Genomic DNA, 24,031 nt, shown 5'->3' on the forward strand with positions numbered 1-24,031 from the left:
TGTTCCACGTGGAACGTTTAAACTTATCTTCCCATATAAACCAATAAAACGGAAATATCGTTAGGACTCACACCACTAATTCTTGAAGCCTGAGAAACGGTTGCGGGCTGGACTTTTTTAAGTTTCTCCCGAGCTTCGTAAGACATAGATTTAATATTGGAATAATCAAAGTTCTGTGGGATCTTAAGATCTTCCAATCGGTTCAGCTTATCAGCATTGTTTTTTTCCTTTTGAATATACCCTGAATATTTTACCTGAATTTCTGTTTGCTCGATCATCTCTTCATCCAGATCATTTTCCGAAATAAATTCTTCTACCCCGCTAAAATTTTTCACATCTTCCATGGTGATCTGTGGGCGTGAAAAAACTTTAAAAGCCTTATCGCTTTGTTTCATCAGGGATGATTTTCTCTGTTCTAAAACAGGGTTTGCTTCTTCCGGTACCACACTAAGATCTTTCAGAAACTGAACGAATTTAAAAGACTTTTCTTTCTTCTCTTCCATTTTTCTCATACGATCTTCAGAAGCCAATCCTAATCTATAAGATTTTTCAGTTAACCTGAAATCCGCATTATCCTGCCTTAATAAAGTTCGATATTCCGCACGGGAAGTAAACATTCTATAAGGCTCCTCGGTTCCCTTAGTGATAAGATCGTCAATTAAAACACCAATGTAAGCTTCGTTTCGCTTTAGGATAAATTCATCCTTCTCCTGCACTTTTAAAGCCGCATTTATACCCGCCATCATTCCCTGGCAAGCAGCTTCTTCGTATCCGGTTGTTCCATTGATCTGACCTGCAAAATATAAACCTTCTACAAGTTTTGTCTCTAATGTATGCTTTAATTGCGTTGGCGGAAAGTAGTCATACTCGATCGCATATCCCGGTCTGAAAAATTTCACGTTTTCAAAACCAGCTACAGAGCGTAAAGCCTTAAACTGAACATCTTCAGGCAGGGAAGTAGAGAATCCGTTTACATATACCTCCACAGTGTTCCAGCCTTCTGGCTCTACAAAAAGCTGATGCCTGTCTTTATCTGCAAAACGATTAATTTTATCTTCTATGGAAGGGCAATATCTCGGGCCAATACTTTTAATTCTCCCATTAAACATTGGAGATCTGTCAAAACCTTCTTTCAAAATCTCATGTACCTCATTAGAAGTGTAAGTCATGTGACAGGAACGTTGTTTGGCAAGCGGTTTTGTTTCATCTGAATATGAAAATTTTCCTGGAATATCATCGCCAGGTTGCTCAACCATTTTAGAATAATCCAAAGATCTTCCATCAACTCTTGGTGGAGTGCCTGTTTTCATTCTACCTGCTTCAAAACCGACATCTATTAGATCTTTGGTAATTCCAGTTGCTGCCCTCTCTCCTGCTCTACCTCCTCCAAATTGTTTATCCCCAATATGTATCAATCCATTTAAAAAAGTACCATTGGTACATACTACAGATTTGGAGAATATCTCCAGTCCAAGAGAAGTTCTAACCCCAATAACCTTATCATTTTTTATAATTAAACCAGCCACCATTTCCTGATAAAAATCGAGATTAGGTGTCTGTTCCAATTTAATTCTCCAATCCTCAGCAAACCTCATGCGGTCACTTTGAACACGAGGACTCCACATTGCAGGCCCTTTAGATTTATTAAGCATTTTAAACTGAATAGCACTAGTGTCACTAACAATTCCACTATAACCACCCATAGCGTCGATTTCACGTACTATCTGCCCTTTTGCTATTCCGCCCATTGCCGGATTACAGCTCATTTGAGCAATATTTTGGAGGTTCATGGTAATAAGAAGCGTTTTACTACCCATATTAGCTGCCGCTGCCGCTGCTTCACTTCCAGCATGCCCAGCTCCAACTACAATAACATCATATTCCTTTTCGAACATATAGAAATCGTCTTTTTATCTATTGTTCCACGTGGAACAATTTGATCTTCTCTTCTTCCTTGCGTCGCATTAAATCATTCTCCCTTTCAGTTTTATCTTTATAACCACAAAAATGAAGGATCCCATGTGCTAAAACTCGTTTTAATTCTTCGATAAATTCAGTATTAAAATTCTCTGCATTTTCTTCCACCCTCTCGGTACTTATAAAAATATCACCCTGCAGGGTATTTCCTAAACTGGAATCAAAACTTATAATATCTGTATAGGTATCATGAGAGAGATATTTAAGGTTTATTTCATGAAGATAATCATCATCGCAAAAAATAATATTAATATTTCCTGTATGTTTGTCCTCCGATTTAATAACGGAATCCAGCCAGTTCTTATACACGTTTTCTTCAGTAAGCGAAAAGTTGTTTTCGCAGAAAAAATTAATCTCTCCCTTTTCCAAAATATTCCTTTACTTTCTCTCTGTAAATTTGCTGCAAAGGTAAGATTTGTCTGTTTAAAATTTCAGTAGAATTAAAATATTCTTTTGCGCTATTTATCTGATTCTGAATGCTGTTTTTATAGTCGGTATTATTACTTTCTGATTTTCTTCTATCATCGGTTCCCTGCAATTGGAATGCCTTTTCAAATTTCAATAACTCATATTGCAATTGTTGCATTCTTCGGGCACTTTCAGGATCAAAACCTTTATCCAATAATTGATCTTCCACCTGTTTCATTTCTTCAGTAATTTTGCTGCCACCCTCACCTTCATTCTGCTCGAGCAATTTTTCCATCTGCATACGCAACATCTGTTGCTCTTTATAAATTTCATATAATTCGCCATTCATACTTTCCCCGTCGTCATTCTGATCCTGTCCGTTTGGCTCGGGTTTAGATTGACCTTCGGTACCTTTTTTCAATTGCTGCATTAACTTATCCTGTTCCTCAATGATATCCTGTAATTGAAATTCTTCACCTCCTTCACCTTTTCCCGCCTGAGGATTCGCCATCATCTGCTGCATGGATCCCAGAATTCTATCAAGTAAATTTGCGAGATCATTCGCTCCGGTGATCACATATTGCTGACTGGCGGTTCCCTGAGGTATTGCATTTTCCGAGAGCCGTTCAATAGATTTTTCCAAATCAAACTCAACATTGGTCAGTTTATCTGTAATTACTTCATTGATCATGGGATTTCTCATTGCCAGCATGTATAAACTATCATCTATATGCCTGAAATTTTCCCTTAAATTACTTTGCTCCCTAAGCTTACCAGCATACCTGGGATTATTCTGCTGGATATCCTTAAAATTTTCAAGAAGCGCTTCCTGCTCAAAGGAAAACACGATTAAATTATCCAGGATCTGCCTTAAGGATTCCGCATCTGCTTCTAACTGCTCTCCAGCTTGCATCCTAGAAGACTGTTGCATCTGCTGGCTCATACTTTTCATTTTCTTCGCTGCATCCTTTTGCTTCTCTTTAGCAGCAGGCTCCTTATTCTCCTCTAATTTTTGTTTCGCATCCACCTGATCTTTCCTAATATTTTCTTCTTCGCCATTTTCTCTATTTAGATCCTGAGGTTGCTTTAAAGCTTTATTTTCCTTTTCAAGCTTATCCATCTCGTCCTGAAATTCTTCAAATTTCTCATTAAGATGTTCCTGGTTTTCCGGGGTGTTGCCGTTTTTATCTTTTGAAATTTGTTCCTGTTTGTTTGAAAGATCTTCAAGCTCCCTTGATAATTTTTGCTTCTTTTCCTCTACATAATATCTTTTGGTTAGCTCTAATAACTGCTTCAGATTTCTTTGATTGGTTTTATTCTGTTTAGATAAATTATCCAATTTCTTACCTAAGTCTTCTTTTTGGATTTTTTCTGAATACTTATCCAGTTCCTTCAATAATTCCTCATTCTCCTCAAGACGCTTTTCATTATTCTCCAGGCGATCGCTCAATTGTTTTTCCATGGAAGAATTTTTATCATCCTTATTTTCAACAAAACTTTTTTTAAGTTTCTCTGAATAAGACTTCATCATTTCATTCTGCTTTTTCTGCCGTTTTAGAAATTCCTCCAGTTTTTTTCTTTCATTATAATTAAGTTCTTCCCGCTCCTTTTCCAACCTGGAAATTTCTTCAAGTTCTTCTTCTGACTTTTTAAAATCTTCTAGTTTTTTATCCATATTTTTTATGGTCTCATCCTGCTCCTTTAGTCGTTCTGTTTCCAGTTCTTCCTGTGTTTTTTTTCTGTAGGAATAGGTTTCAGAATTAACAGATTTTGCACCGTTCACCCCATCGTTATCAAAAATTCTGAAAAAATAAGAATAGCTTAGACCGCTTTCCAGATCAATATTTCCTGGAAAGGTGAAGTGAAACTCATCAAAACTCTCTTTTGAAACAGGAATATCTACAATCCGGGGATTTTCTATATTTTGTTCACTGAAATAAACCAATTGTAACTTACTCAACCCATAATCATCTGAAACATCTCCTTTAAAATATTGTATATCAGTATTTAATGAATCTATTTCAGCTTTGACAGAGATTTCCGGATATTGATCCCTGATGACTTTTATACTATAGTCAAGATTCTCGTAATCCCTGATTTGTTGATTGGAAGTGCTTACAGAATATAACAAATCTGAAACCAGCGTTTTTTCATGACTGACTTTATTTTCACTAATATTAAGTTGTATTGTTGAATCTGGAGACTTAAAGAGGATGGTTTCCGCATTTCGTGTTTTAAAATTCCAATTGATCCGGGTTCCTTCAGGAACGGTCATATTTCCTGTGCCAGATAAATTTTCATCCTTTATGCCCGTATAACTGGGATAATCAAAACCCATTTCAAAATTCAATAATTTTGGAACCTTGATAACATTCAATTTAAAATTTTCTGAAACCACATCATTTGCAAGAAGTTGAAATTCAATATCCTCATTTAGATCATTAAAAGTATATTCAAAACTTCCAGTACCGGTGAGTTTCATATAGTTTTCATTATCCTGCACAAGAAGCCTCACGTTTTCTGGATCATAATCTCCCACTGTCTTTATTTGAAGAATAAAATCCTCCCCTTCCCTGGCAATTAAATCCTTATTCAGAATGATAAACTGAAAAGGCGCAGGTTTAACATAGACCTTGTTATAATCTGATAATCGTGCAAAACTGTTTGTGATCGCTTCTGCCTTTCCAGCGACCATTAAACCAACAATTATCAAAACGGGAAAAATTACATACCTAAGCTGCTTCCTGTTTTTACGTAGATCTATGGCCTGAGAGAATGGGATTGGAGTGAGTTCTTTTGATCTTTGATTAATGCTGGCCAGCAATAAATCTGATTGGTTCCCATTTGTCTTTAACTGAAGTAAATTCTTAAGCTTATCGTTTACTTCGGGGAAATGATTTCCGATAATTTCTGAAGCCTGAAATTCATCTATTCCATTTGAAATTTTCAGAAGTTTAAATAAAGGAATGCCAACAAACCTGAAGAGAAGCCACAATTCAACCAAAATAAAAAGCCAGAATAAAATACTTCTTCCCGTGGTGGAGAGCCAGAAGAAATATTCCAGACTAACCACAAGCAGAAAATAAAGCAAACCAGTAGCAAGGAATAATAAGCTACCTCTAAGTATTAAATTGAGATAATATTTTTTAATAAAAGCTTCCAGCTTTTCCTGCACCAATCCGAAATTCTCCATTTTCATAGCAAAGTTTCCTTAAAAATACAATAAAATTAGATCTTATAAAGGATGCCGCCTTTAGGGTTTAGGATTGGATTAAGAAGGTTGTATCTTTGTCAGCAAAAATTAGAAAATTATGTCTTCAAAAGTAAGAGTAAGATTTGCTCCCAGTCCCACCGGTCCATTACACATTGGTGGGGTAAGAACAGCCTTATATAATTATTTATTCGCTAAAAAACATGGCGGTGATTTTGTACTGAGAATTGAAGATACAGATCAAAACCGGTATGTAGAAGGCGCTGAAGATTATATTATTGAATCCCTCAATTGGTGCGGGATTCCATTTAATGAAGGGCCTGGAAAGGAAAAAGGTCATGGTCCTTATAGACAAAGTGAGCGCAAAGATATTTACCGTGAATATGCTGAAAAATTAATTGCATCAGGAGATGCGTATTATGCTTTTGATACTGCAGATGAACTTGACGAACATCGAAAAGACCATGAAGAAAAAGGCAAGACTTTCATTTATAACTGGCATAATAGGGAAAAGCTGAAAAATTCCCTCTCACTATCTCAAGAAGAAGTGGAGAAAAAGCTGGAAGCCGATGAAGATTATGTGATCCGGTTTAAATCTCCGCAGGATGAAACTTTAGATTTAAAAGATGTGATTCGTGGGGATATGGAAATAGATACTAATATTCTTGATGATAAAGTGCTATTTAAAAGCGACGGCATGCCTACTTATCATCTGGCTAATATTGTAGATGATCATTTGATGAAAATAACCCACGTGATTCGTGGAGAAGAATGGCTCCCCTCTCTTGCTTTACATTTTATGTTATACAGAGCTTTTGGATGGAAGGCCCCAGAATTTGCTCATTTACCGCTTATTCTAAAACCACAGGGTAAAGGAAAATTAAGCAAAAGGGACGGAGAAAAAATGGGCTTTCCGGTCTTTCCATTAGAGTGGAAAGATCCTAAATCTGGAGAAATTTCTGCCGGATATAAAGAAGAAGGCTATCTCCCGGAAGCGGTGGTTAATATGTTGGCATTTCTAGGCTGGAACCCGGGAACTGAACAGGAATTCTTCAAATTGGAAGAATTAATAGCTGCTTTTGAACTGGAAAGAGTACATAAAGGAGGTGCTAAATTTGATCCTGAAAAAACGAAATGGTTTCAACAGCATTATATTCAGGAGGCTGATAATGACATTCTAGCTGATGAATTTCAAAAACAGTTAGAGAAAAAAGAGATAAAAGCTGATAAAAAATATATTTCAGAAGTGGTGGCATTGATTAAAGAAAGAGTGGTGTTTCCTAAAGATTTCTGGGATCAGGGCTATTTCTTTTTTATTGCCCCTACCTCCTTCGATCCTAAAGATTCTAAAAAAGCCTGGAAAGAAGATACTGGTCAGCTAATGCAAGAACTGGCTGAATTTCTAAAATCTATAGATAATTTTGAAGCCGAAGCTTTACAGGAAAAGGTAAAAACCTGGATTAAAAGCAAGGAAATTGGTTTTGGAAAAGTAATGATGCCTTTAAGAATAGCACTCGTGGGCGCTTTACAGGGTCCAGATCTTTATAAAATTGCTGAATTTATAGGAAAAGAAGAAAGTATAGATCGAATTGAAAAAGCAGTAGAAACTTTAAAGTAGCTATAATTTTTACTTAACAAACCGATTTTCTCTCCAGAGAGAGTCGGTTTTTTTATTTTATAAGGATTCAAGCTTTTATTCCTAAATTGAAGCATTCTTAATTCAAAAATTTTTCCATGCTTAATTTAGTCTTATTCCCCATTTTGGGTATTCTTTTACTCCTCATTATATTTTCCGGTGTTTTTATCGTAAAGCAACAAACTTCCGCTGTTGTTGAACGATTTGGAAAATTCACCAGCATTAGAAGTTCTGGACTTCAGTTAAAAATTCCGTTGATAGACCAGGTTGCGGGGAGAATAAATTTAAAGGTTCAGCAACTTGACGTGTTAGTAGAAACCAAGACAAAAGACAATGTTTTTGTGAAACTGAAAATATCGGTTCAATTCCAGGTACGTAAGGATAATGTATATGACGCCTTTTATAAGCTTGAAAGTCCGCATGATCAGATTACGGCCTATGTTTTTGACGTTGTGCGCGCAGAAGTGCCTAAAATGAAGCTGGACGATGTTTTTGAACGTAAAGATGATATTGCAATTGCAGTAAACCGGGAATTAAATGAAGCCATGCAGTCTTACGGTTATGATATCATTAAAACCCTGGTTACCGATATCGATCCGGATGTACAGGTAAAAGCGGCCATGAACCGTATAAATGCTGCGGAACGTGAAAAGGTAGCTGCCGAATACGACGCGGAAGCAGACCGTATAAAGATAGTAGCAAAAGCAAGGGCTGAAGCTGAAAGCAAACGCTTACAGGGACAGGGAATTGCAGACCAAAGAAGGGAAATAGCACGCGGACTTGAAGAAAGTGTGGATGTTTTGAATAATGTCGGTATCAACTCACAGGAAGCTTCAGCATTAATTGTGGTAACACAACATTACGATACATTACAGGCGATTGGCGAAGAAACCAATAGTAATTTGATCTTACTGCCCAATTCGCCACAAGCCGGTAGTGATATGCTGAATAATATGGTGGCGTCTTTTACAGCATCTAATCAAATTGGGGAAGCTATGAAAGAGCATAATAGAAAGCAGGCAGGTAAATCAGGAAAAAAACCTAACCAGAAAAATGAGTAGAATTTAATTATAAAAATTCACTCTTGTCGGGTTAAAAAACCACACCACTTCGCTTGTAGATATAAAAATTAAAAATGGACTTCATTAACTGATAAATAAGGTAATTTAAAAATTGTTTTTTTCAAAGTATGCCACAATTCAAAATTCTATAAAACAGGGTATAGATAATAGTAAAAATTCTCGAGCTACTGACAGTACAGGCTTCAGGTTAATACTTTAAAATCCTTAACGGACACCATTGCCAAGGGTTGTATATTTTCAGAATGATAAAAGCCACCGAAATGGTGGCTTTTAATAATTCTATCACTCCCTTATCTATTTATGAATGTAGCCATGATCGGTATTCTTAACTCCCATGATCTTAGAGATCGCTTTTAAGGCCAGTAATTTTTGAAAAACAGCTCCAAAACCACTTCCAATAATAGATTTTGCCGATAAACTTTCTCTAGTCTGATCCAGGCTAAGTTTAATTTCTTCTTTATCGATCTCGGTTTGTAATTTTAAAATTTTAAGATCTTTATCTATTTCTTCAAAAGACGAATACACTCTCATTATTGATCGTTATGGTTAAAAACTGATTTTGAGAATTTTCTAAGAATAAGCTTTTCAATAGGTTCTTTTCCAAAGATGTAAATTAAAACGAGAATAATTATATAAAATCCTCCGACTATAAAATAACCGGAACTAGGTATTCCTATCGCCTGACTTATTACAATAGCAATGGCAAATGAAAGCATGATCCCTGCAACGCTCAGTAGAAAACCCATAATCAGGAACCGTACAAGCGCCGTAGCACCTTTCATTCCCTGTTTAAAAGCCCTAAGCTTATAATATTCAGAATTACTCTTCAGGTAAGACTGAATATTATTATTTAAATCATCGACGCTGTCGGATAGTTTCTCAAATGCCATATAAAGATTATACTACGGCTTTATCTGGTGAAGTTCCAGCAGATTTGCCTGATTTATCTTTTTGCAATTTAGCATTTTGTTTTCTTAACTCCTCAAGTTTGGTCTCCATTGCAGATAGGATATCATCTGCTTTATGACTTGCAGAAGATAAGGTCTCTTCCAGTCTTGTCTCAAAATCCGTCCTTGCTTTTTTGGCTTTTTCACTTAGGTTAGAGCTAGTTTCGTGATAACGCTTGTTAAAGTTATCCTGGGCCTTTTGAGCATCTTTTTTAAGTTTCTTACGTGTCTTTTCGCCGCTGTCCGGAGCATATAATAATCCAACTCCTGCACCGATTGCAGCGCCTGTAATTAATGCTAAAAGGGTATTTCCTGTACTTGCCATAAGTTTTTGAATTTTAAGTTATTATTCTTTCAAAGATAACTTAAGTAGCATCCACAGCTTGTTAATAACCGGTTAATATGTTAAAAAACCAATGCTAAAATATTCTTAAAGGAATTTTGAAAAAGTTAGTTTTTAATCTTAGCCCAGGAATCACGAAGGCTTACGGTTCTATTAAAAACCGGCTTAACTTCGGAAGAATCCCTGTCTACACAGAAGTAACCAATACGTTGAAATTGTACTTTCTCCTGTACTTGAGCGTCCTTCAGGCTGGGTTCCAAATATCCTGTAACTACTTTCAGAGATTCCGGATTTACAAAATCCAGATAATCCTTATCCTTGATACCATCTGGAGTTTCTTCTGTAAAAAGTCTGTCGTAAAGCCTAATTTCAGCTTCGATCGCATGTTTTACAGATACCCAGTGGAGGGTGCCCTTTACTTTTCTAAGTGATTCTTCAGTCCCACTTCCACTTTTACTTTTTGGGTCATAGGTACAATGGATCTCGGTGATATTTCCTTCAGCATCTTTTATTACATCTTCCCCTTTGATAATATAGGCATTTTTAAGCCTTACCTCTTTTCCTAGGGTCAATCTGAAAAATTTTCTATTCGCACTCTCTTTAAAATCTTCCTTTTCAATATATAATTCCCGGGAAAAAGGAACTTTCCTGCTACCGGCAGATTCATCTTCTGGATTATTTTCGGCATCCAGCCATTCCTCTTCTCCTTCAGGATAATTCGTTATTACCAACTTTACGGGATCTAAAACACCCATTACTCTTGGGGCTATTTTATTAAGATCCTCCCGTGCACAAAACTCAAGATGTGCGACATCAATTAAATTTTCCCGCTTCCCTACTCCAATGGAATCTGCAAATTTTCTTATAGCTCCAGGGGTGTAACCTCTTCTTCTTAAACCTGAAATGGTTGGCATTCTGGGATCATCCCAGGAATCTACAATTCCTTTTTCTACCAGTTGAAGCAATTTTCTTTTACTAACCACGGTGTGGCTTAAATTCCTTCTTGCAAACTCACGCTGTTTTGGCTCAAATTCTCCCGGATTACTTACTTTTTTGATAAACCAGTTATATAATTCACGATGTGGAAGGAATTCCAGGGTACAAAATGAATGGGAAACCTGCTCGATAAAATCGCTTTCACCATGCGCCCAGTCATACATTGGATAAATCTTCCAATCATTTCCGGTACGATGATGGCTCTTATGCAGACATCTGTACATTACAGGATCGCGCATAAGCATATTTGAAGCTGCCATGTCTATTTTTGCCCGTAGCACATCTCCTTTTTCCGGGGTCTCCCCATTTTTCATTTTTTCGAAAAGTTCCAGATTTTCTTCTACGGAACGATTTCTATAAGGACTTTCCTTTCCAGGTTGAGTTGGAGTACCTTTTTGTTCAGCAATCGCTTCTGAAGTCTGGCTGTCTACATAAGCATCTCCATTTTTGATCATTTCCACCGCCCAGTCATATAACTGCTGAAAATAATCTGAAGCATAACATTCTTTTGCCCATTTATAACCTAGCCACTCAATATCCTTTTTTATGGCATCTACATATTCCTGTTCTTCTTTGGCCGGATTTGTATCATCAAAACGCAGGTTTACCGGCGCGTTGTAGGTTTCTCCCAATCCAAAATTAAGACAAATGGAAGAGGCATGTCCAATATGTAGATATCCATTTGGTTCCGGTGGAAACCGAAATTTAAGGTCTTCTTTTTTATAATTGTTACTTAGATCTTCTTCTATGATTTGCTCAATAAAATTGAGCGACTTTTTTCCTTCGGCCATAACTGATTTTAAATAGAATGCAAATTTATCAAATTTTAAGTCGAAACATACAGCTTATGATTAATAGTATATGTAAAGTTTAATAACCTGAGAATATTAAGTTCAATATTGGTACACAGGATATCGCTATAATTATTTTATATGCAGCATTTTCGGGAATAAAATTTCAACAATGGGTATTCTTTCTAAATGTTATGGTTGAAGTTTAGAATGATAATAGGTAATGAATGGTTTAAGTATTTCTCTCTTAGTGATCTCAATTGTTTAGTGCTATTATTAGTTTTAAATTTCTACAAGACCTCAGCAAGTTATTGTCTGCTTAATAGTTTTGACAAGTGTTGGAAATTAAACAACATTTTTCAGTATATAGCTCCAAATATAGAACTGAAAGGACCATAGTTACCGACATTAGCAGGTAATTTTGGATTTTTAATCGAAATGATTGGAGAAAAACTTAATTAATAAGTCAAAAAAATTTTAGAGCATATATCTTTGTAAAAAGAAAAGGATTTGGGAGTAATAAAACTTAAAAACATCAAGGTTTTTTCATATCACGGCTGCCTTGACGAAGAAGGAAAAATTGGTAGCGAATACCGTATAGATCTTAAAGTTCATGGAGATCTTTCACACTCAGCCAAAACAGATAAGCTAGCAGATACGATAGATTATGTTCATTTAAACAAAATCGTAAAAGAGGAGATGGCCATACGTTCAAAATTACTGGAGACCGTAGCAGAAAGGATTTTGAACAGGATAATGAAGGAGATTATAATGGTTCAGAAAGCAAAGGTGAACGTTTCAAAAATTAACCCGCCAATTGGAGGAAATGTTGCAATGGTTAGTGTAAGCAGAAAGAAATCCCGCTAGATTTTAGTTTTGAAACTTAAAATTTTATTACATTTGCCAACCCTTAATAAGGCATCGTGGCCGAGTGGCTAGGCAGAGGTCTGCAAAACCTTGTACAGCGGTTCGAATCCGCTCGATGCCTCAACAAAGCTTCCTAAAATTGGGAAGCTTTTTTTATTTATCTACTAAGCTTTTACCTAGATCATCCAGTTTTCCAATTAAAGAATCATTTGGAGTTATTTCTTCAATCTGATCTTTTATTTCATCTACCTGATCTGGAAATAATCCCTGAAAAATAAGCACGCCCCCAAATAAAATGAGTAAAAGGCTAATCCCTTTTTTCATCCTATAAATTCTGTGTGGGGTAAGTTTTCTATTCAACTTTTTCGCTAGTAAAATCTTAAAAATATCCACTATAAGATAAGTAACCAGAACACTCGTAAGAAATACAGCTACCCTGTTAGTCTCCATTTCCATTTTAGGGCCGAAAACAATGATAACTCCCAACCAGAAGCCCAGAACTCCAATGTTGATAAAATTAAGCAGGAAACCCTTTGCTAAAAGTCCAAAATAATCACTTTTTCCCAGTTTTCGTATTTCTGGTCTTTCATCTTCAGTTTGGATCGTTTTTTTAGTTTGAAGAAAACTCATAAGTCCATAGGTAGCCAGGATCATACCTCCAAAAATAAATAGAGCGGGATCATCTTTTAAACTCTCCAGCAGTTTGGTGGTACTAAAATAAGCAATGGCGATAAAGATTATATCGGCAATGATTACTCCAAGATCTAGAGCAAAAGCAGCCCTAAATCCTTTAATAGCTGCGGTTTCCAGTAATACAAAAAATACCGGACCAAATAAAAAAGCTAAAAAGAAACCTAGCGGTAATGCTGCTAAAACATCCTGTAACATACAGTTAAGTTGTTTTGCAAATGTAAACTTTTTGTTCTTTTATCCAGTTTATCTGTTTAAAAGCCTAAAAGTTGAGACGAAGGAATATAACAAATCTGGATTAAGAGGCTTCTATTTCTTCCCTGTTTCCGAGTAATGTAAAGTCCAAATGCCTTTTTACAAGATCGGCATTTTTTACTTTTACATAAACTTCATCTCCAAGGGTATAAGTTTGTCCTGTTTTTTTACCAACCACCGCAAATTCATCAGCATTAAATTCATAATGATCATCGTTCATATCCCTTAAACGGATCATTCCTTCACATTTATTCTCTACTATTTCAACAAAAATGCCCCATTCGGTAACTCCGGAAATCACTCCCAGAAATTCTTCATTTTCATGATCCTGCATGAATTTAACCTGCATATACTTAATGGAATCCCTCTCTGCATTGGTTGCAAGGTTTTCCATTTCACTACTATGGTGGCATTTTTCTTCATATTCCTCTTCACTGGCAGATTTTGCTCCATCTAAATAATGCTGAAGCAATCTATGTACCATCACATCTGGGTACCTCCTGATGGGGGAGGTAAAATGCGTATAATAATCGAAAGCCAGGCCGTAATGCCCAATATTTTCAGTGCCGTAGTAAGCTTTACTCATTGTTCTTATAGCCAGAGTATCTACCATATTCTGTTCCTTTCTACCCTGAACATCTTCCAGTAACTTGTTTAAAGATGAAGTAGTGGTATTGCGATCCTTCAAATTCAATTTATGCCCAAATCTTCCTACAATTGTTTGAAGAGCTGCCAGTTTCTGATCATCTGGTTCATCGTGGCATCTATAGACAAAAGTCTTCTTCGGACTTTGTTTTCCTATATATTCAGCTACTTTTCGATTGGCTAGCAGCATAAATTCTTCGATAAGCTTGTTGGCATCTTTGGCGGTCTTGAAAAATACACCTACTGGATTATTTTCTTCATTTAAATTGAATTTTACTTCAACTTTATCAAAAGAGATCGCACCATCCCTCATTCTTCTGGTACGCATCTTCTTAGCCAGTCTATTCAAAGTAACCACAGCTTCTACCAATGCACCTTTTACGGTATAGGAATGGTTTCTTATAGAAACATCATCTGGAATGGTTCCAGTACCTGTTTCCAGGATGTGCTGTGCTTCTTCATAAGCAAAGCGCTCATCTGAATAGGTTACCGTCCTACCAAACCATTGGTTTTTTACATTGGCATTATCATCTATTTCAAAAACTGCTGAAAAGGTGAATTTTTCTTCTTTCGGCCTTAAAGAACAGGCATTATTAGATAATATTTCCGGCAACATAGGCACTACCCTGTCTACTAAATATACCGAAGTTGCGCGATCGTAAGCTTCTTCATCCAGGACCGTTCCCGGTTGTAAATAATGAGAAACATCTGCAATATGAATTCCTATTTCATAATTCCCATTATCAAGTTTCTGAAAACTAAGTGCATCGTCAAAATCTTTAGCATCTTTTGGATCTATAGTAAAAGTTAGTACATCTCGCATATCCCTTCTTTTACTAATTTCTTCTTGATTAATTGAAGTATCTATCTGGTTGGCATATTCTTCAACTTCTTCCGGAAATTCGTGCGGTAAACCGTATTGAGCAAGGATAGAATGAATTTCAGTATGATGTTCTCCCGGTGTTCCAAGAACCCTGGTAATTTTCCCATAGGGAGAATCTGCTTTTTTTGGCCATTCTTCAAATTCTACCACCACTTTATCCCCATTTTCCGCTCCATTAAGCTTATTTCCGGCAATAAAAAAATCGGTATACATGGACTTATCGTCGATAACCACAAAGCCGAAATCCTTTTTTTGCTGAAGCGTTCCAACAAATTCAGTACGTTTTCTCTTTAGGATTTTGGTAATTTCACCTTCAGAACGCTTTCTTCTTCTACGGTTATAGACATATATTTCTACCGTATCTCCATCAAAAGCAGCATTTAGATCTTTTTGTGCAATAAAAATATCATCGGCAAATTCTTCCACCATTACATAACCGTAGCCTTTGGTAGTAAGATCCAGTACCCCAGTGTAATAATTTTTATTTCCTTCTATTTTGAATTTACCTCTTTCTACTTCCTGTATTTCTTTTTTAGCAGCCAATTGCGCTAGTTTTTTAATTATTTGATTCCTGCTACTGGCATCATCAACTCCTAGAATAGAAGCAATTTGCTTATAATTATATGTTTTCCCTGAATTATTTCGAAGTATATCGATGATACTTCTGGAAAGATTGCCCTGTATTTTTGTTTTCGTCTTTTTCTTATTCTTCATTATCACTTAGTATACGATAAAATTACGCGATTAAAATAAGACAGGAACTTTTTCATTTTAAAGTTTTGTTAAGTAGTTAAACAAAGAAAAAATCTGACCAACAATTTATTAAAAAAAATATTTTTTATTTTTTTTAACATAAAATTATTTTAATTCTTAATTTTTACTTAATTTAGATTTAACTTTCCCCAAGACAAAGCCCCCTACTTTTACGACTATAATTATGAAAATAAGTAAGTCAACAAAATACTCGGCGCTTTTCTTCCTAATATTCTTATTCGGGTTAATATTTTTTGTTACCAGTATTCATAGATCCCTCACTAAAAAAACAGAAGTCTTTCCTGAAGCTGATAAGTTTCGAGCTCCAGAAGTCGCTATTTTTAATGAAGAATAAAACCTATTTTAAAATAGGTTAATTTTGACTATGAAAGCTTATAAATACCTGGCTACCTTTACTTATCATCACGAATACTTCGTTCTTAAACTACAGCTGGAAGTAGATGGAATTGAGCATTATTTTCAGAACGAGACTCTTATAGGCCTTTTGCCTTTATCATCATTTGCCATCGGAGGAATTCGACTTATGGTTCATCCCTCCCACGTTTCTAAAGCAAAACAAATATTAGATTCTTTAAACGACAAATCTTCTAATCTCAGAATCGTTTAATCAGCTTTAGTTATAAACATTATATATTATATTATTTATTTCTTCTTTTTTAAAAAATTAAAATGATGTTATATGATGGTGTGTTAATTTGTAGCATAATTTTACTAGATAATCTTTGGTGTTTCACTTGTAAGTTTTTGATAACAGTTTATCAACACATGTGTTAATTCTTAACCAGTTGATATTCTAAGTGTTTTAAGATTTACTTAACAAAAGTTCCTAAAATTATTTTAATAAAATTTATTGATAAGTTTAGAATCAACAATTGTCAACAAGGTGTTTTTAAGTGCTCATAAGTATCTAAAAATTTCTACAGTTATAATTTGATTTATTCATTTATATGAAGCTATTGTTATTATTTTCTTAATAACCAAATTTCTTTTTAAGTAAATCATCAGAGGTTTTGCACAATTGAATGTCAATTTTAATGTATTGGAAATTAAGCTATTCTATAAAGTAATTAACAATGAAAAATAAGCGGGTTAATACTGTGATTTTTTAACTTTGTAGCAAATAACATAACTATGAAAATATCAATTGGTAATGACCACGCGGGAACCGATTATAAAAAAATGATCCAGGAAAAACTGGAGTCCCTGGGACATACGGTAAAGAATTATGGAACCAACGCTGAAGACAGTGTAGATTATCCGGATTTTGTTCATCCTGTAGCGGAAGATGTGGAAAATAATAATGCTGATCTCGGCATTATTATATGCGGAAGTGGAAATGGTGCTAATATGACCGCAAATAAACATCAGGGAGTACGCTCTGCCTTATGCTGGAATGTGGAAATCGCTAAACTTTCCCGTGAACATAACAATGCTAATATCTTAAGTATTCCTGCCAGATTTGTTTCAGAAGAATTAGCTACCGAAATGATGGAAACCTTTGTAAATACTGAATTTGAAGGTGGTCGCCATCAGAGAAGGGTAGATAAGATTCCAGCTAAAAAGTATTGTTAATAACCTATGAGTTTACAAATTGAAGTAAAAAAGTTCAGTGAATTAAAGCTCACTGAACTTTACGATATTTTACAATTAAGATCTGAAGTTTTTGTAGTAGAACAGGATTGTGTTTATCAGGATATTGATGGTAAAGATGACCAGGCTCTACATGTGATTGGCTCTAAAAATGGTGAGATTATAGCTTACACCCGTTGCTTTGAGCCTGGATTCTATTTTGATGAAGCCGCAATAGGACGTGTTGTGGTAAAAGATACAGAACGCAAATTTGGATATGGACATGATATAATGAAGGCTTCAGATAAAGCGATCCAAAAATATTACAAAACATCAAATATCAAATTATCTGCCCAGCAGTATCTCATTAAATTTTATGAATCTCACGGTTACAAAACCACGGGAGAAGGATATCTTGAAGATGGTATTCCGCATATTGCAATGATAAAGGATTAATTCTTTGTTTTAATAGATTTGTTGAAAGGAATTCCCAGTTGATACTTAAAATCATCGGCATTTTTATCTTCCACGATATCAATTCCATAGCGAATATCTTTTGTATCCTGATATACAAAAGTTCCAAAAATACGGTCCCAGATGCTTAACATATTTCCGTAGTTATTATCGGTCCAGGGTAATTGAAAATGATGGTGAAATTTATGCATGTTTGGAGTTACAAATACATAACTTAAAGTTCTGTCTATAATTTTAGGCAAGCTGATATTCGCGTGGGTAAAATAGGTGAAGAAAACGCTTAATATCCGGTAGAAAAGATAGAAAGCAATAGGCATTCCCATTATAATCACGGCAATTAAGGCAAAACTTTCCCTGATCATAAAATCGAAAGGATGGTGCCTGGTGCCGGTCGTGGCATCTACATGGGTATCTGTATGGTGAATCAGGTGCAATCTCCACATCCACTTTACTTTATGGAGCAGAAAATGTACAACATACTGTGCGATAAGATCCAGAACCATGATCGCCAAAAGGAGTTCTAACCAAATTGGTAATTCTAATAATTTTAAAATTCCAAAACGGGAGTCATCGAGCCAAAGAAATACCCCACCGGTTAGAATTCCGAAGCCAATATTTATTAGAATTACAACACTGAGTAAAAGAAAATTGGTTTTGGCATGTTTCCATTTATTATATCTGAATTTAACCAGCGCATAATAACCTTCCAGGATCCAGAATCCGCCGAGTACGAGAATGATCCAAAGCAACTTTTGCCAGTTCGGCATAGCTTCAAAGAAGAAAAGAAAACTTTCCAATATCAGGTTTCTATTTTAATATTTTAGCGTATTCTGAAGGATTATTAAGTAAGGACTGAGCCTTGGCTATTTCAGGATTATGATCTGTATAATATTCATATAGACCTTCCTTATAAAAATATCTTTTAATGATCTCATCGGTGATTAAACTAACTATTTCTGGTCTCTTATTATCAAGTTCCTGCTTTTTGAATGCTGAAATCTGTGCTCTTATCTTCTCAATTTCCGTAGAAATTTTAGACTTTAATTCTTCCTTTTCGGCCTTGTCTATCATTTCGCTCAATTCCATTTCTGTAGCTGTTTGGTATTCAAAGTCTGAAGATTCCAGGTACTTTTTAAATTCATTAAAATCGGCATCTGTAAAATTAAATTCCTTTGGGTCGTTTAACTCATGGGAATAATAATATTTGGTGGCGAAATCAAAAATCGCATCCTGTAAAAGAAGCGACTGGGTAATATCACTAAATTCTGACGTTTCCAGTTGTACATCCGGTAAAATCCCGCCGCCGTCATAGACCTTTCTACCACTTCGCGTAGTGAATTCGTTATAATCGTCTACGCTAGTCCTTACGGCTTTTCCTTGTTCGTTTCTGGATCGGTAATCCAGGGCCTGGATACATCTTCCGCTAGGAGTATAATATCTCGAAATGGTAATTTTTAGTTGTGTACCATAAGCAAGTTCTTTAGGTCTTTGCACAAGGCCTTTTCCAAAACTTCTGGCACCAACTATAACACCTCGATCCAGATCCTGTACCGCTCCTGCTACTATTTCACTGGCAGAGGCACTTCTACCATTTACCAGTACTACCAAGGGAATTTTGGTATCTATAGGTTCCTTCTGTGTAAAATATTCCCGGTTATATTTTTCGATAACAGATTTTGTGGTAACGATTAATTCATCCTTTGGAATAAAGATGTTACTCACATTAATAGCTTCGTTTAAAAGTCCGCCCAAATTACCCCGGAGATCTAAAATCACCTTATCTGCTCCCTGACTTTTAAGTTCTTTAAATGCTTTTGCTACCTGTGTGGAAGCCTTGGCATTGAATTTTGATAGAACGATATAAGCGGTATTATCGTCTAATAAATTGTAGAAAGGAACCGCATCAAGTTCCACAGAGCTTCGTTTTAAACTTGTGGTTTTAATTTCTCCCTGTCGGCGAAACGTGATATCAATGTTACTATCTGGAGCGCCATTAAGCAATTCTCCCGCTTCTTCTTTAAAATCGGCTACATTGATATTTCCAATCTTTATAATTTCATCTCCGGCTTTTAAACCGGCTTTATCGGCTGGATAATCTTTATAAATTTCCATCACCGTAAGAGATTCTGCACCTGTTTTAACCAAAGCACCAATTCCGGTATATTCACCTGCACTGTTTATTCTGGCTGCCTCAACATCCTGTTCATTCCAGTAATTAGTATAAGGATCAAGATCTGTAAGCATAGATTTTATGGCGGTATCCATCAAATCTGCCGGATTGGTTTCATCAACATAATTCATGTTGATTTCCTTAAAAAGAGTAGTGAAGATTTCTATTTGCTTCGCGATCTCAAAGAAATCTGATTTGAAACTCGCAGTTCCCAGAAATATTCCAATAAGAACTAGCGGAAGTATAATAAGTCTGCTGAATGGTTTTTTCATCTAATTATTTTTTTCTCTGAAAATTTCCAGAATTTTGATCATGCTTTTTTCAAGTTTTTCATAGCTCATTTCCTCGCGTGAAATATGAATGAACATGAAGGCGTAAGAAGTAGTTAAGTCTTTGGTAACAAGATACTTATTTTTTCTGAAAACTTCCCGCATCAATCGTTTAATTCTATTGCGCTTCACGGCGGTTTTAACAAGTTTCTTTGGAACCGAAACCCCCGTTTTTAATTCTCGGTTTTCAGAATGAACAATGGGAATGTATACCAGTTTTAAAGGATAGGATTTGATATTTTTTCCCTCCATAAAAAGTTGGTCTATGAGCTTCTTGCTTTTAAGTTTTTGCGATTTTCCAAAACTTTCCTTCATGCTTCAAAAGTAAGCATCCTGTAAATAAAAAACCCTTTCCGTTAAGAAAGGGTTTTTGATAATTCTTAGCCAGAAAATATTAGTTCTCAGACTCTGTGTTCTCAGTTTCAGATTTCCCCCAGGTATTATTATTTCTGTTAATATCTGCCATTAGCTGGGAAGAATCAATTTCAATAGAAGTAATTTCTTCTTTTGAACTTGGGATTTCCAGCTCATAAGTTGGGAATCCCCACGCCCAGTCTTCTTTTATGGTTCTATTGGTTCCTTCTTCAGCAGGTTTTTCCCAACGCATTATTTGCAATGGAATATAAAAAGTCTCTTTTGAACCATCTGCATAGGTCACATCAATATCCAACGGCATTGGCATCAGTCCTATTCTCTGCAGGTTAACTGTAGTGGTTTCTCCTTCAGATTCTACAGAATTAATAGCGTAATCTATCGTATTGGTAGTTTGCGTCCAGTCCTGTAAATACCAGTCTAATTCTGCCCCGGAAACTTTTTCAGCAATTCTGATAAAATCATTTGGAGTTGGATGCTTAAATTTCCATTCATCGTAATAGCGTTTAAGAGTCCTGGATAAATTTTCCTCTCCAATTACATATCCCAGTTGAGCAAGGAATACAGCTCCTTTTGAATATGCTGAAGCTCCATAAAGCGCATTCATCGCATATCGATCTGCATGTGTGGTTTGTGGCTGTTCTTTACCGGAACTCGCTAAATATTGATAGCCTCTGTAAGATCCTTTATGTGGATTTTCAGCATTGGTACCCATCACTACATTTTCAGCTTCAGAAGAAATATAAGAAGTAAAACCTTCGTCCATCCATTCGTGAATACTTTCATTGGTAGCCATTAAATGCTGAAACCAGGCGTGAGCCATCTCATGAGCAGTTACCCCAAGAAGACTTCCAAAAGAACGTTCCCCGGTAATCAGGGTTAGCATGGCATATTCCATACCACCGTCTCCACCCTGTACTACAGAATACTGATCCCATGGATAAGGACCTATATGTTCGTTGAAATAGGCTAATAATTCAGCAGTTTTTGGCTGAAGTTTTTTCCAGTTTTCCTTGATCTCCTCATTGTCTTTGTAAAGGAAATGAAGCACAGTTCCATCCTCTGCAACCAGTGTATCATGAATATATTCAGGATCTGCCGCCCAGGTAAAATCATGCACCTGGGGTGCTATAAAATGCCAGGTTAACTTATCTCCCTTAGTCTTTTTTACTTTAGTACCTTCTTTTTCATAGCCATGACCAATTTCCTGTGGATTTTGAAGATATCCCGTACTTCCAATAGTATAATCTTTATCTATAGTAATTTTTACATCGAAATCTCCCCATACTCCCTGAAATTCACGTGCTATATAAGGATCTGCATGCCATCCCTGAAAGTCATACTCGGCTAATTTAGGATACCACTGACTCATAGAAAGCGCAACTCCTTCTGCACTATTTCTACCAGATCTTCTAATTTGTTCCGGCACCTGTCCTTCAAATTCCATATTGAAAGTGGTCTTTTCGCCCGGCATTATAGGATTAGCTAATTCGACTTCCAAAACAGTTCCAACTTCATCGTACTGAAGTTCAGTTCCATTTTGGGTAAGAGAATTAACTCTTAAATATCCAATTTGATCTTCTGAAAGTCCGGTAATTCTGCTTACAATCTCAGGATTTTCTTTTGTTCCTTTATTTATGGTCATTCTACCATCCGGATCTGGAACACTTTCCAAACGCGCATTCATTTCACTATCGGGTTGGAAAGCATTAAAATAAAGATGATAAAAAACCCGGTTTAAAGTATCTGGTGAATTGTTGGTATATACCAGGTCCTGGGTACCAGTGTACCTAAAATTATCAACATTCATGTCTACTTCCATGGTATAATCTACATGTTGCTGCCAGTAAGAAGTATTATTCTGGGCTTGTAAAAACCCGGTGGTAATCAATAAAAAGCTTAAAAATATTTTATTCATGTTTAATTGTTTTTTGAGATTTGATCAGCTAAAATTAGTGCGTTATAAAGATTGGCCATTTTTCCTGAAACAGACAAATTCTGGAATTTTTTAGTGTTATTGGTATCTCCACCTACTATAACTGATGCTTTAGTAGATAAACCGCTATCCATAATGATTTGTTTTACCTGAGCCGCGGTCAACTGAGGATAATATCCTCTAATAATGGCAGCGATCCCGGAAACGGCTGGGGCAGCCATAGAAGTACCCTGTAAATATTCATAGGTATCATTTGGGGTGGTAGACCATATTTTAGTTCCTGGTGCAAATACATCAACGTTTGAGGTTCCATAGTTAGAAAAATCTGCCACCAGGCCTGCACCATAATCGTAATTTAAGGCTCCAACAGTTAGAAAATTATCTGCAATTTCAGTTGAATTGTTAGGATCCTGATCGTTTGGATACACTCTTTTTACATCAAGATCAATTCCTTCATTACCTGCTGCATTAACGATAAGCACATCATTTTCCGCAGCATATTTTATAGCATCTATTACCCATTCTGGATTTGGAGAGAAATATTTACCAAAACTGGTATTGATCACTTTAGCTCCATTATCCACGGCGTATCTAATTCCCAGGGCAATATCTTTATCATATTCATCACCGTCTGGTACTGCTCTTACCACTAAAATTCTGGCATTATTGGAAACTCCCTTTACCCCAATATTGTTGGAACGATCTGCAGCAATGATCCCGGCAACGTGGGTACCATGTTTTACATTTTCTTTATCTGCTTCAGGGCCTGAAACTTCATTATTTCCATAATTAGTATCCGTAATATCGTAGGGATCATCTCCAACCTTAGCACGTCCATCTAATTCCATATTAAAATGCGTGGCAAGACGTTCTTTATAATAGTCTATTGCCTCTTCCAATTCAGTAAGTGCTTCCGGAATATTTTCGTTTACATTATTCTGAATTTGAGTCAGAATAGATTTATATTGACCCATCTGCTGCGTTTCAGGTTTAAAATCTGAAAGCTGCTCTTTGGTATAATCTTCAGTTCCCAAAGCTTCAGAAACAGCGTTATGGGCTGCAGTTATCTGACTTTTAATTTGAAGATATTGCTCGCGGGTTTGCACCGCTTCAGCGTATTCTTTTTCATATTCTGCTTTTGCAGCTTTGTAGGTATTATATTCTTCACGATCTGCAGTGCTAATACTGCTTTCAGATTTGCCTTCGTATTTCGGCTTTAACCGCTTATAAATACGGGTATATTCCATATTTTCAGCAACCGCATCCCCTAAAAAGTTCCATCCGTGGATATCATCTATATATCCATTGTTATCATCATCTTTTCCATTTCCCGGAATCTCGTCGGCATTGGTCCAAATTACTCCTTCCAGGTCTTCGTGTTCAATATCTACCCCGCTGTCTACAACTCCTACAATAACGGGTGAAGGTTTTGTATTTTTAATAATTTCAGCATAGGCCTTATTAACACTCATCCCCGGGATGGTATCACTAACAAGGTCTGCATTTGTCCAGTCTTTAAGCTGAGCATCCGTAAGATCACGAACCTTTAGAGGAATAGAATCTATATTGCTTACCGGGGTTGAAAGTATTTTTGGAGAGGTACTGCTGCAACCAGTTATAATACCGGCTGCAATCAGGTATAATAATGGTTTAAAAAATGGAATTTTCATGGGCTA

20 protein-coding genes and 1 tRNA gene are annotated in these 24,031 nt (G+C 36.1%); 7 read left to right on the forward strand and 14 right to left on the reverse strand.

Going from position 1 to position 24,031, the window contains the following annotated elements:
- Positions 1–23 precede the first annotated feature (23 nt).
- From mnmG to Q1K34_RS00355, 3 genes are read right to left on the reverse strand one after another with little or no spacing between them, the layout of a single operon-like run.
- Positions 24–1,895, reverse strand: a complete 1,872-nt coding sequence (mnmG, locus tag Q1K34_RS00345; protein ID WP_300433676.1) for a tRNA uridine-5-carboxymethylaminomethyl(34) synthesis enzyme MnmG — start codon at positions 1,893–1,895, stop codon at positions 24–26.
- Between the two features lie 19 nt (positions 1,896–1,914).
- Positions 1,915–2,346 carry an rRNA maturation RNase YbeY gene (gene ybeY, locus Q1K34_RS00350; protein ID WP_300433677.1) on the reverse strand — a complete coding sequence of 144 codons (432 nt, stop codon included), beginning with the start codon at positions 2,344–2,346 and terminating at the stop codon, positions 1,915–1,917.
- Positions 2,327–5,584, reverse strand: a complete 3,258-nt coding sequence (locus Q1K34_RS00355) for a DUF4175 family protein (RefSeq protein WP_300433678.1) — start codon at positions 5,582–5,584, stop codon at positions 2,327–2,329. The genes ybeY and Q1K34_RS00355 overlap by 20 nt, the downstream gene beginning before the upstream one ends.
- Before the next feature lie 112 nt (positions 5,585–5,696).
- On the opposite strand from Q1K34_RS00355, the gene gltX reads away from it, so the two are divergent.
- Together gltX and Q1K34_RS00365 are read left to right on the forward strand one after the other, a co-directional pair.
- The gene (gene gltX / locus Q1K34_RS00360) at positions 5,697–7,214 is read left to right on the forward strand and encodes a glutamate--tRNA ligase (RefSeq protein WP_300433679.1); all 1,518 of its coding nucleotides are present in this window, start codon (positions 5,697–5,699) and stop codon (positions 7,212–7,214) included.
- Positions 7,215–7,330: 116 nt separating this feature from the next.
- Complete coding sequence (locus Q1K34_RS00365; RefSeq protein WP_300433680.1) at positions 7,331–8,293, forward strand: SPFH domain-containing protein; 963 nt, start codon at positions 7,331–7,333, stop codon at positions 8,291–8,293.
- 315 nt (positions 8,294–8,608) lie between these two features.
- On the opposite strand, the gene Q1K34_RS00370 is transcribed toward Q1K34_RS00365, so the two are convergent.
- The 4 genes from Q1K34_RS00370 to Q1K34_RS00385 form a co-directional block, all read right to left on the reverse strand.
- Positions 8,609–8,845: a DUF6327 family protein gene (locus Q1K34_RS00370; protein ID WP_300433681.1), complete on the reverse strand. Its 237-nt coding sequence runs from the start codon at positions 8,843–8,845 to the stop codon at positions 8,609–8,611.
- Positions 8,845–9,204 carry a phage holin family protein gene (locus tag Q1K34_RS00375; protein ID WP_300433682.1) on the reverse strand — a complete coding sequence of 120 codons (360 nt, stop codon included), beginning with the start codon at positions 9,202–9,204 and terminating at the stop codon, positions 8,845–8,847. Before Q1K34_RS00375 ends, Q1K34_RS00370 begins: the two co-directional genes overlap by 1 nt.
- 7 nt (positions 9,205–9,211) lie before the next feature.
- Entirely contained in the window at positions 9,212–9,586 is a 375-nt protein-coding gene (locus Q1K34_RS00380) for a YtxH domain-containing protein (RefSeq protein WP_300433683.1), read from the reverse strand.
- A 125-nt stretch (positions 9,587–9,711) separates the two neighbouring features.
- Positions 9,712–11,391, reverse strand: coding sequence for a glutamine--tRNA ligase/YqeY domain fusion protein (locus Q1K34_RS00385; protein WP_300433684.1), 1,680 nt, complete (start codon positions 11,389–11,391; stop codon positions 9,712–9,714).
- A gap of 510 nt (positions 11,392–11,901) precedes the next feature.
- Here Q1K34_RS00385 and folB point away from each other — a divergent pair.
- Together folB and Q1K34_RS00395 are read left to right on the forward strand one after the other, a co-directional pair.
- Positions 11,902–12,258: a dihydroneopterin aldolase gene (gene folB / locus Q1K34_RS00390; protein ID WP_300433685.1), complete on the forward strand. Its 357-nt coding sequence runs from the start codon at positions 11,902–11,904 to the stop codon at positions 12,256–12,258.
- A 50-nt stretch (positions 12,259–12,308) separates the two neighbouring features.
- Positions 12,309–12,379: transfer RNA gene (locus tag Q1K34_RS00395), tRNA-Cys, on the forward strand.
- A 32-nt stretch (positions 12,380–12,411) separates the two neighbouring features.
- On the opposite strand, the gene Q1K34_RS00400 is transcribed toward Q1K34_RS00395, so the two are convergent.
- Together Q1K34_RS00400 and rnr are read right to left on the reverse strand one after the other, a co-directional pair.
- Positions 12,412–13,146, reverse strand: a complete 735-nt coding sequence (locus Q1K34_RS00400; RefSeq protein ID WP_300433686.1) for a LysE family transporter — start codon at positions 13,144–13,146, stop codon at positions 12,412–12,414.
- Between the two features lie 100 nt (positions 13,147–13,246).
- Positions 13,247–15,445 (reverse strand): ribonuclease R, encoded by a 2,199-nt coding sequence (rnr, locus tag Q1K34_RS00405; protein WP_300433687.1) that lies wholly within the window; start codon positions 15,443–15,445, stop codon positions 13,247–13,249.
- A 424-nt stretch (positions 15,446–15,869) separates the two neighbouring features.
- On the opposite strand from rnr, the gene Q1K34_RS00410 reads away from it, so the two are divergent.
- The 3 genes from Q1K34_RS00410 (at position 15,870) to Q1K34_RS00420 (ending at position 17,530) form a co-directional block, all read left to right on the forward strand.
- On the forward strand, positions 15,870–16,112 hold the full coding sequence (locus Q1K34_RS00410) for a DUF2007 domain-containing protein (RefSeq protein ID WP_300433688.1): 243 nt from the start codon (positions 15,870–15,872) through the stop codon (positions 16,110–16,112).
- A 524-nt stretch (positions 16,113–16,636) separates the two neighbouring features.
- Positions 16,637–17,077, forward strand: coding sequence for a ribose 5-phosphate isomerase B (gene rpiB / locus Q1K34_RS00415; protein ID WP_300433689.1), 441 nt, complete (start codon positions 16,637–16,639; stop codon positions 17,075–17,077).
- Positions 17,078–17,083: 6 nt separating this feature from the next.
- Positions 17,084–17,530: a GNAT family N-acetyltransferase gene (locus Q1K34_RS00420; RefSeq protein ID WP_300433690.1), complete on the forward strand. Its 447-nt coding sequence runs from the start codon at positions 17,084–17,086 to the stop codon at positions 17,528–17,530.
- On the opposite strand, the gene Q1K34_RS00425 is transcribed toward Q1K34_RS00420, so the two are convergent.
- The 5 genes from Q1K34_RS00425 to Q1K34_RS00445 form a co-directional block, all read right to left on the reverse strand.
- On the reverse strand, positions 17,527–18,345 hold the full coding sequence (locus Q1K34_RS00425) for a sterol desaturase family protein (RefSeq protein ID WP_300433691.1): 819 nt from the start codon (positions 18,343–18,345) through the stop codon (positions 17,527–17,529). The genes Q1K34_RS00420 and Q1K34_RS00425 overlap by 4 nt on opposite strands.
- 10 nt (positions 18,346–18,355) lie before the next feature.
- Positions 18,356–19,990, reverse strand: coding sequence for a S41 family peptidase (locus Q1K34_RS00430; RefSeq protein ID WP_300433692.1), 1,635 nt, complete (start codon positions 19,988–19,990; stop codon positions 18,356–18,358).
- Positions 19,991–20,362, reverse strand: a complete 372-nt coding sequence (gene rnpA / locus Q1K34_RS00435) for a ribonuclease P protein component (RefSeq protein WP_300433693.1) — start codon at positions 20,360–20,362, stop codon at positions 19,991–19,993.
- A gap of 79 nt (positions 20,363–20,441) precedes the next feature.
- Positions 20,442–22,337, reverse strand: coding sequence for a M1 family metallopeptidase (locus Q1K34_RS00440; protein ID WP_300433694.1), 1,896 nt, complete (start codon positions 22,335–22,337; stop codon positions 20,442–20,444).
- Positions 22,338–22,339: 2 nt separating this feature from the next.
- On the reverse strand, positions 22,340–24,025 hold the full coding sequence (locus Q1K34_RS00445; protein ID WP_300433695.1) for a S8 family peptidase: 1,686 nt from the start codon (positions 24,023–24,025) through the stop codon (positions 22,340–22,342).
- Positions 24,026–24,031 lie beyond the last annotated feature (6 nt).

The organism is Christiangramia sp., assembly GCF_029937855.1.
Classification (GTDB): domain Bacteria; phylum Bacteroidota; class Bacteroidia; order Flavobacteriales; family Flavobacteriaceae; genus Christiangramia.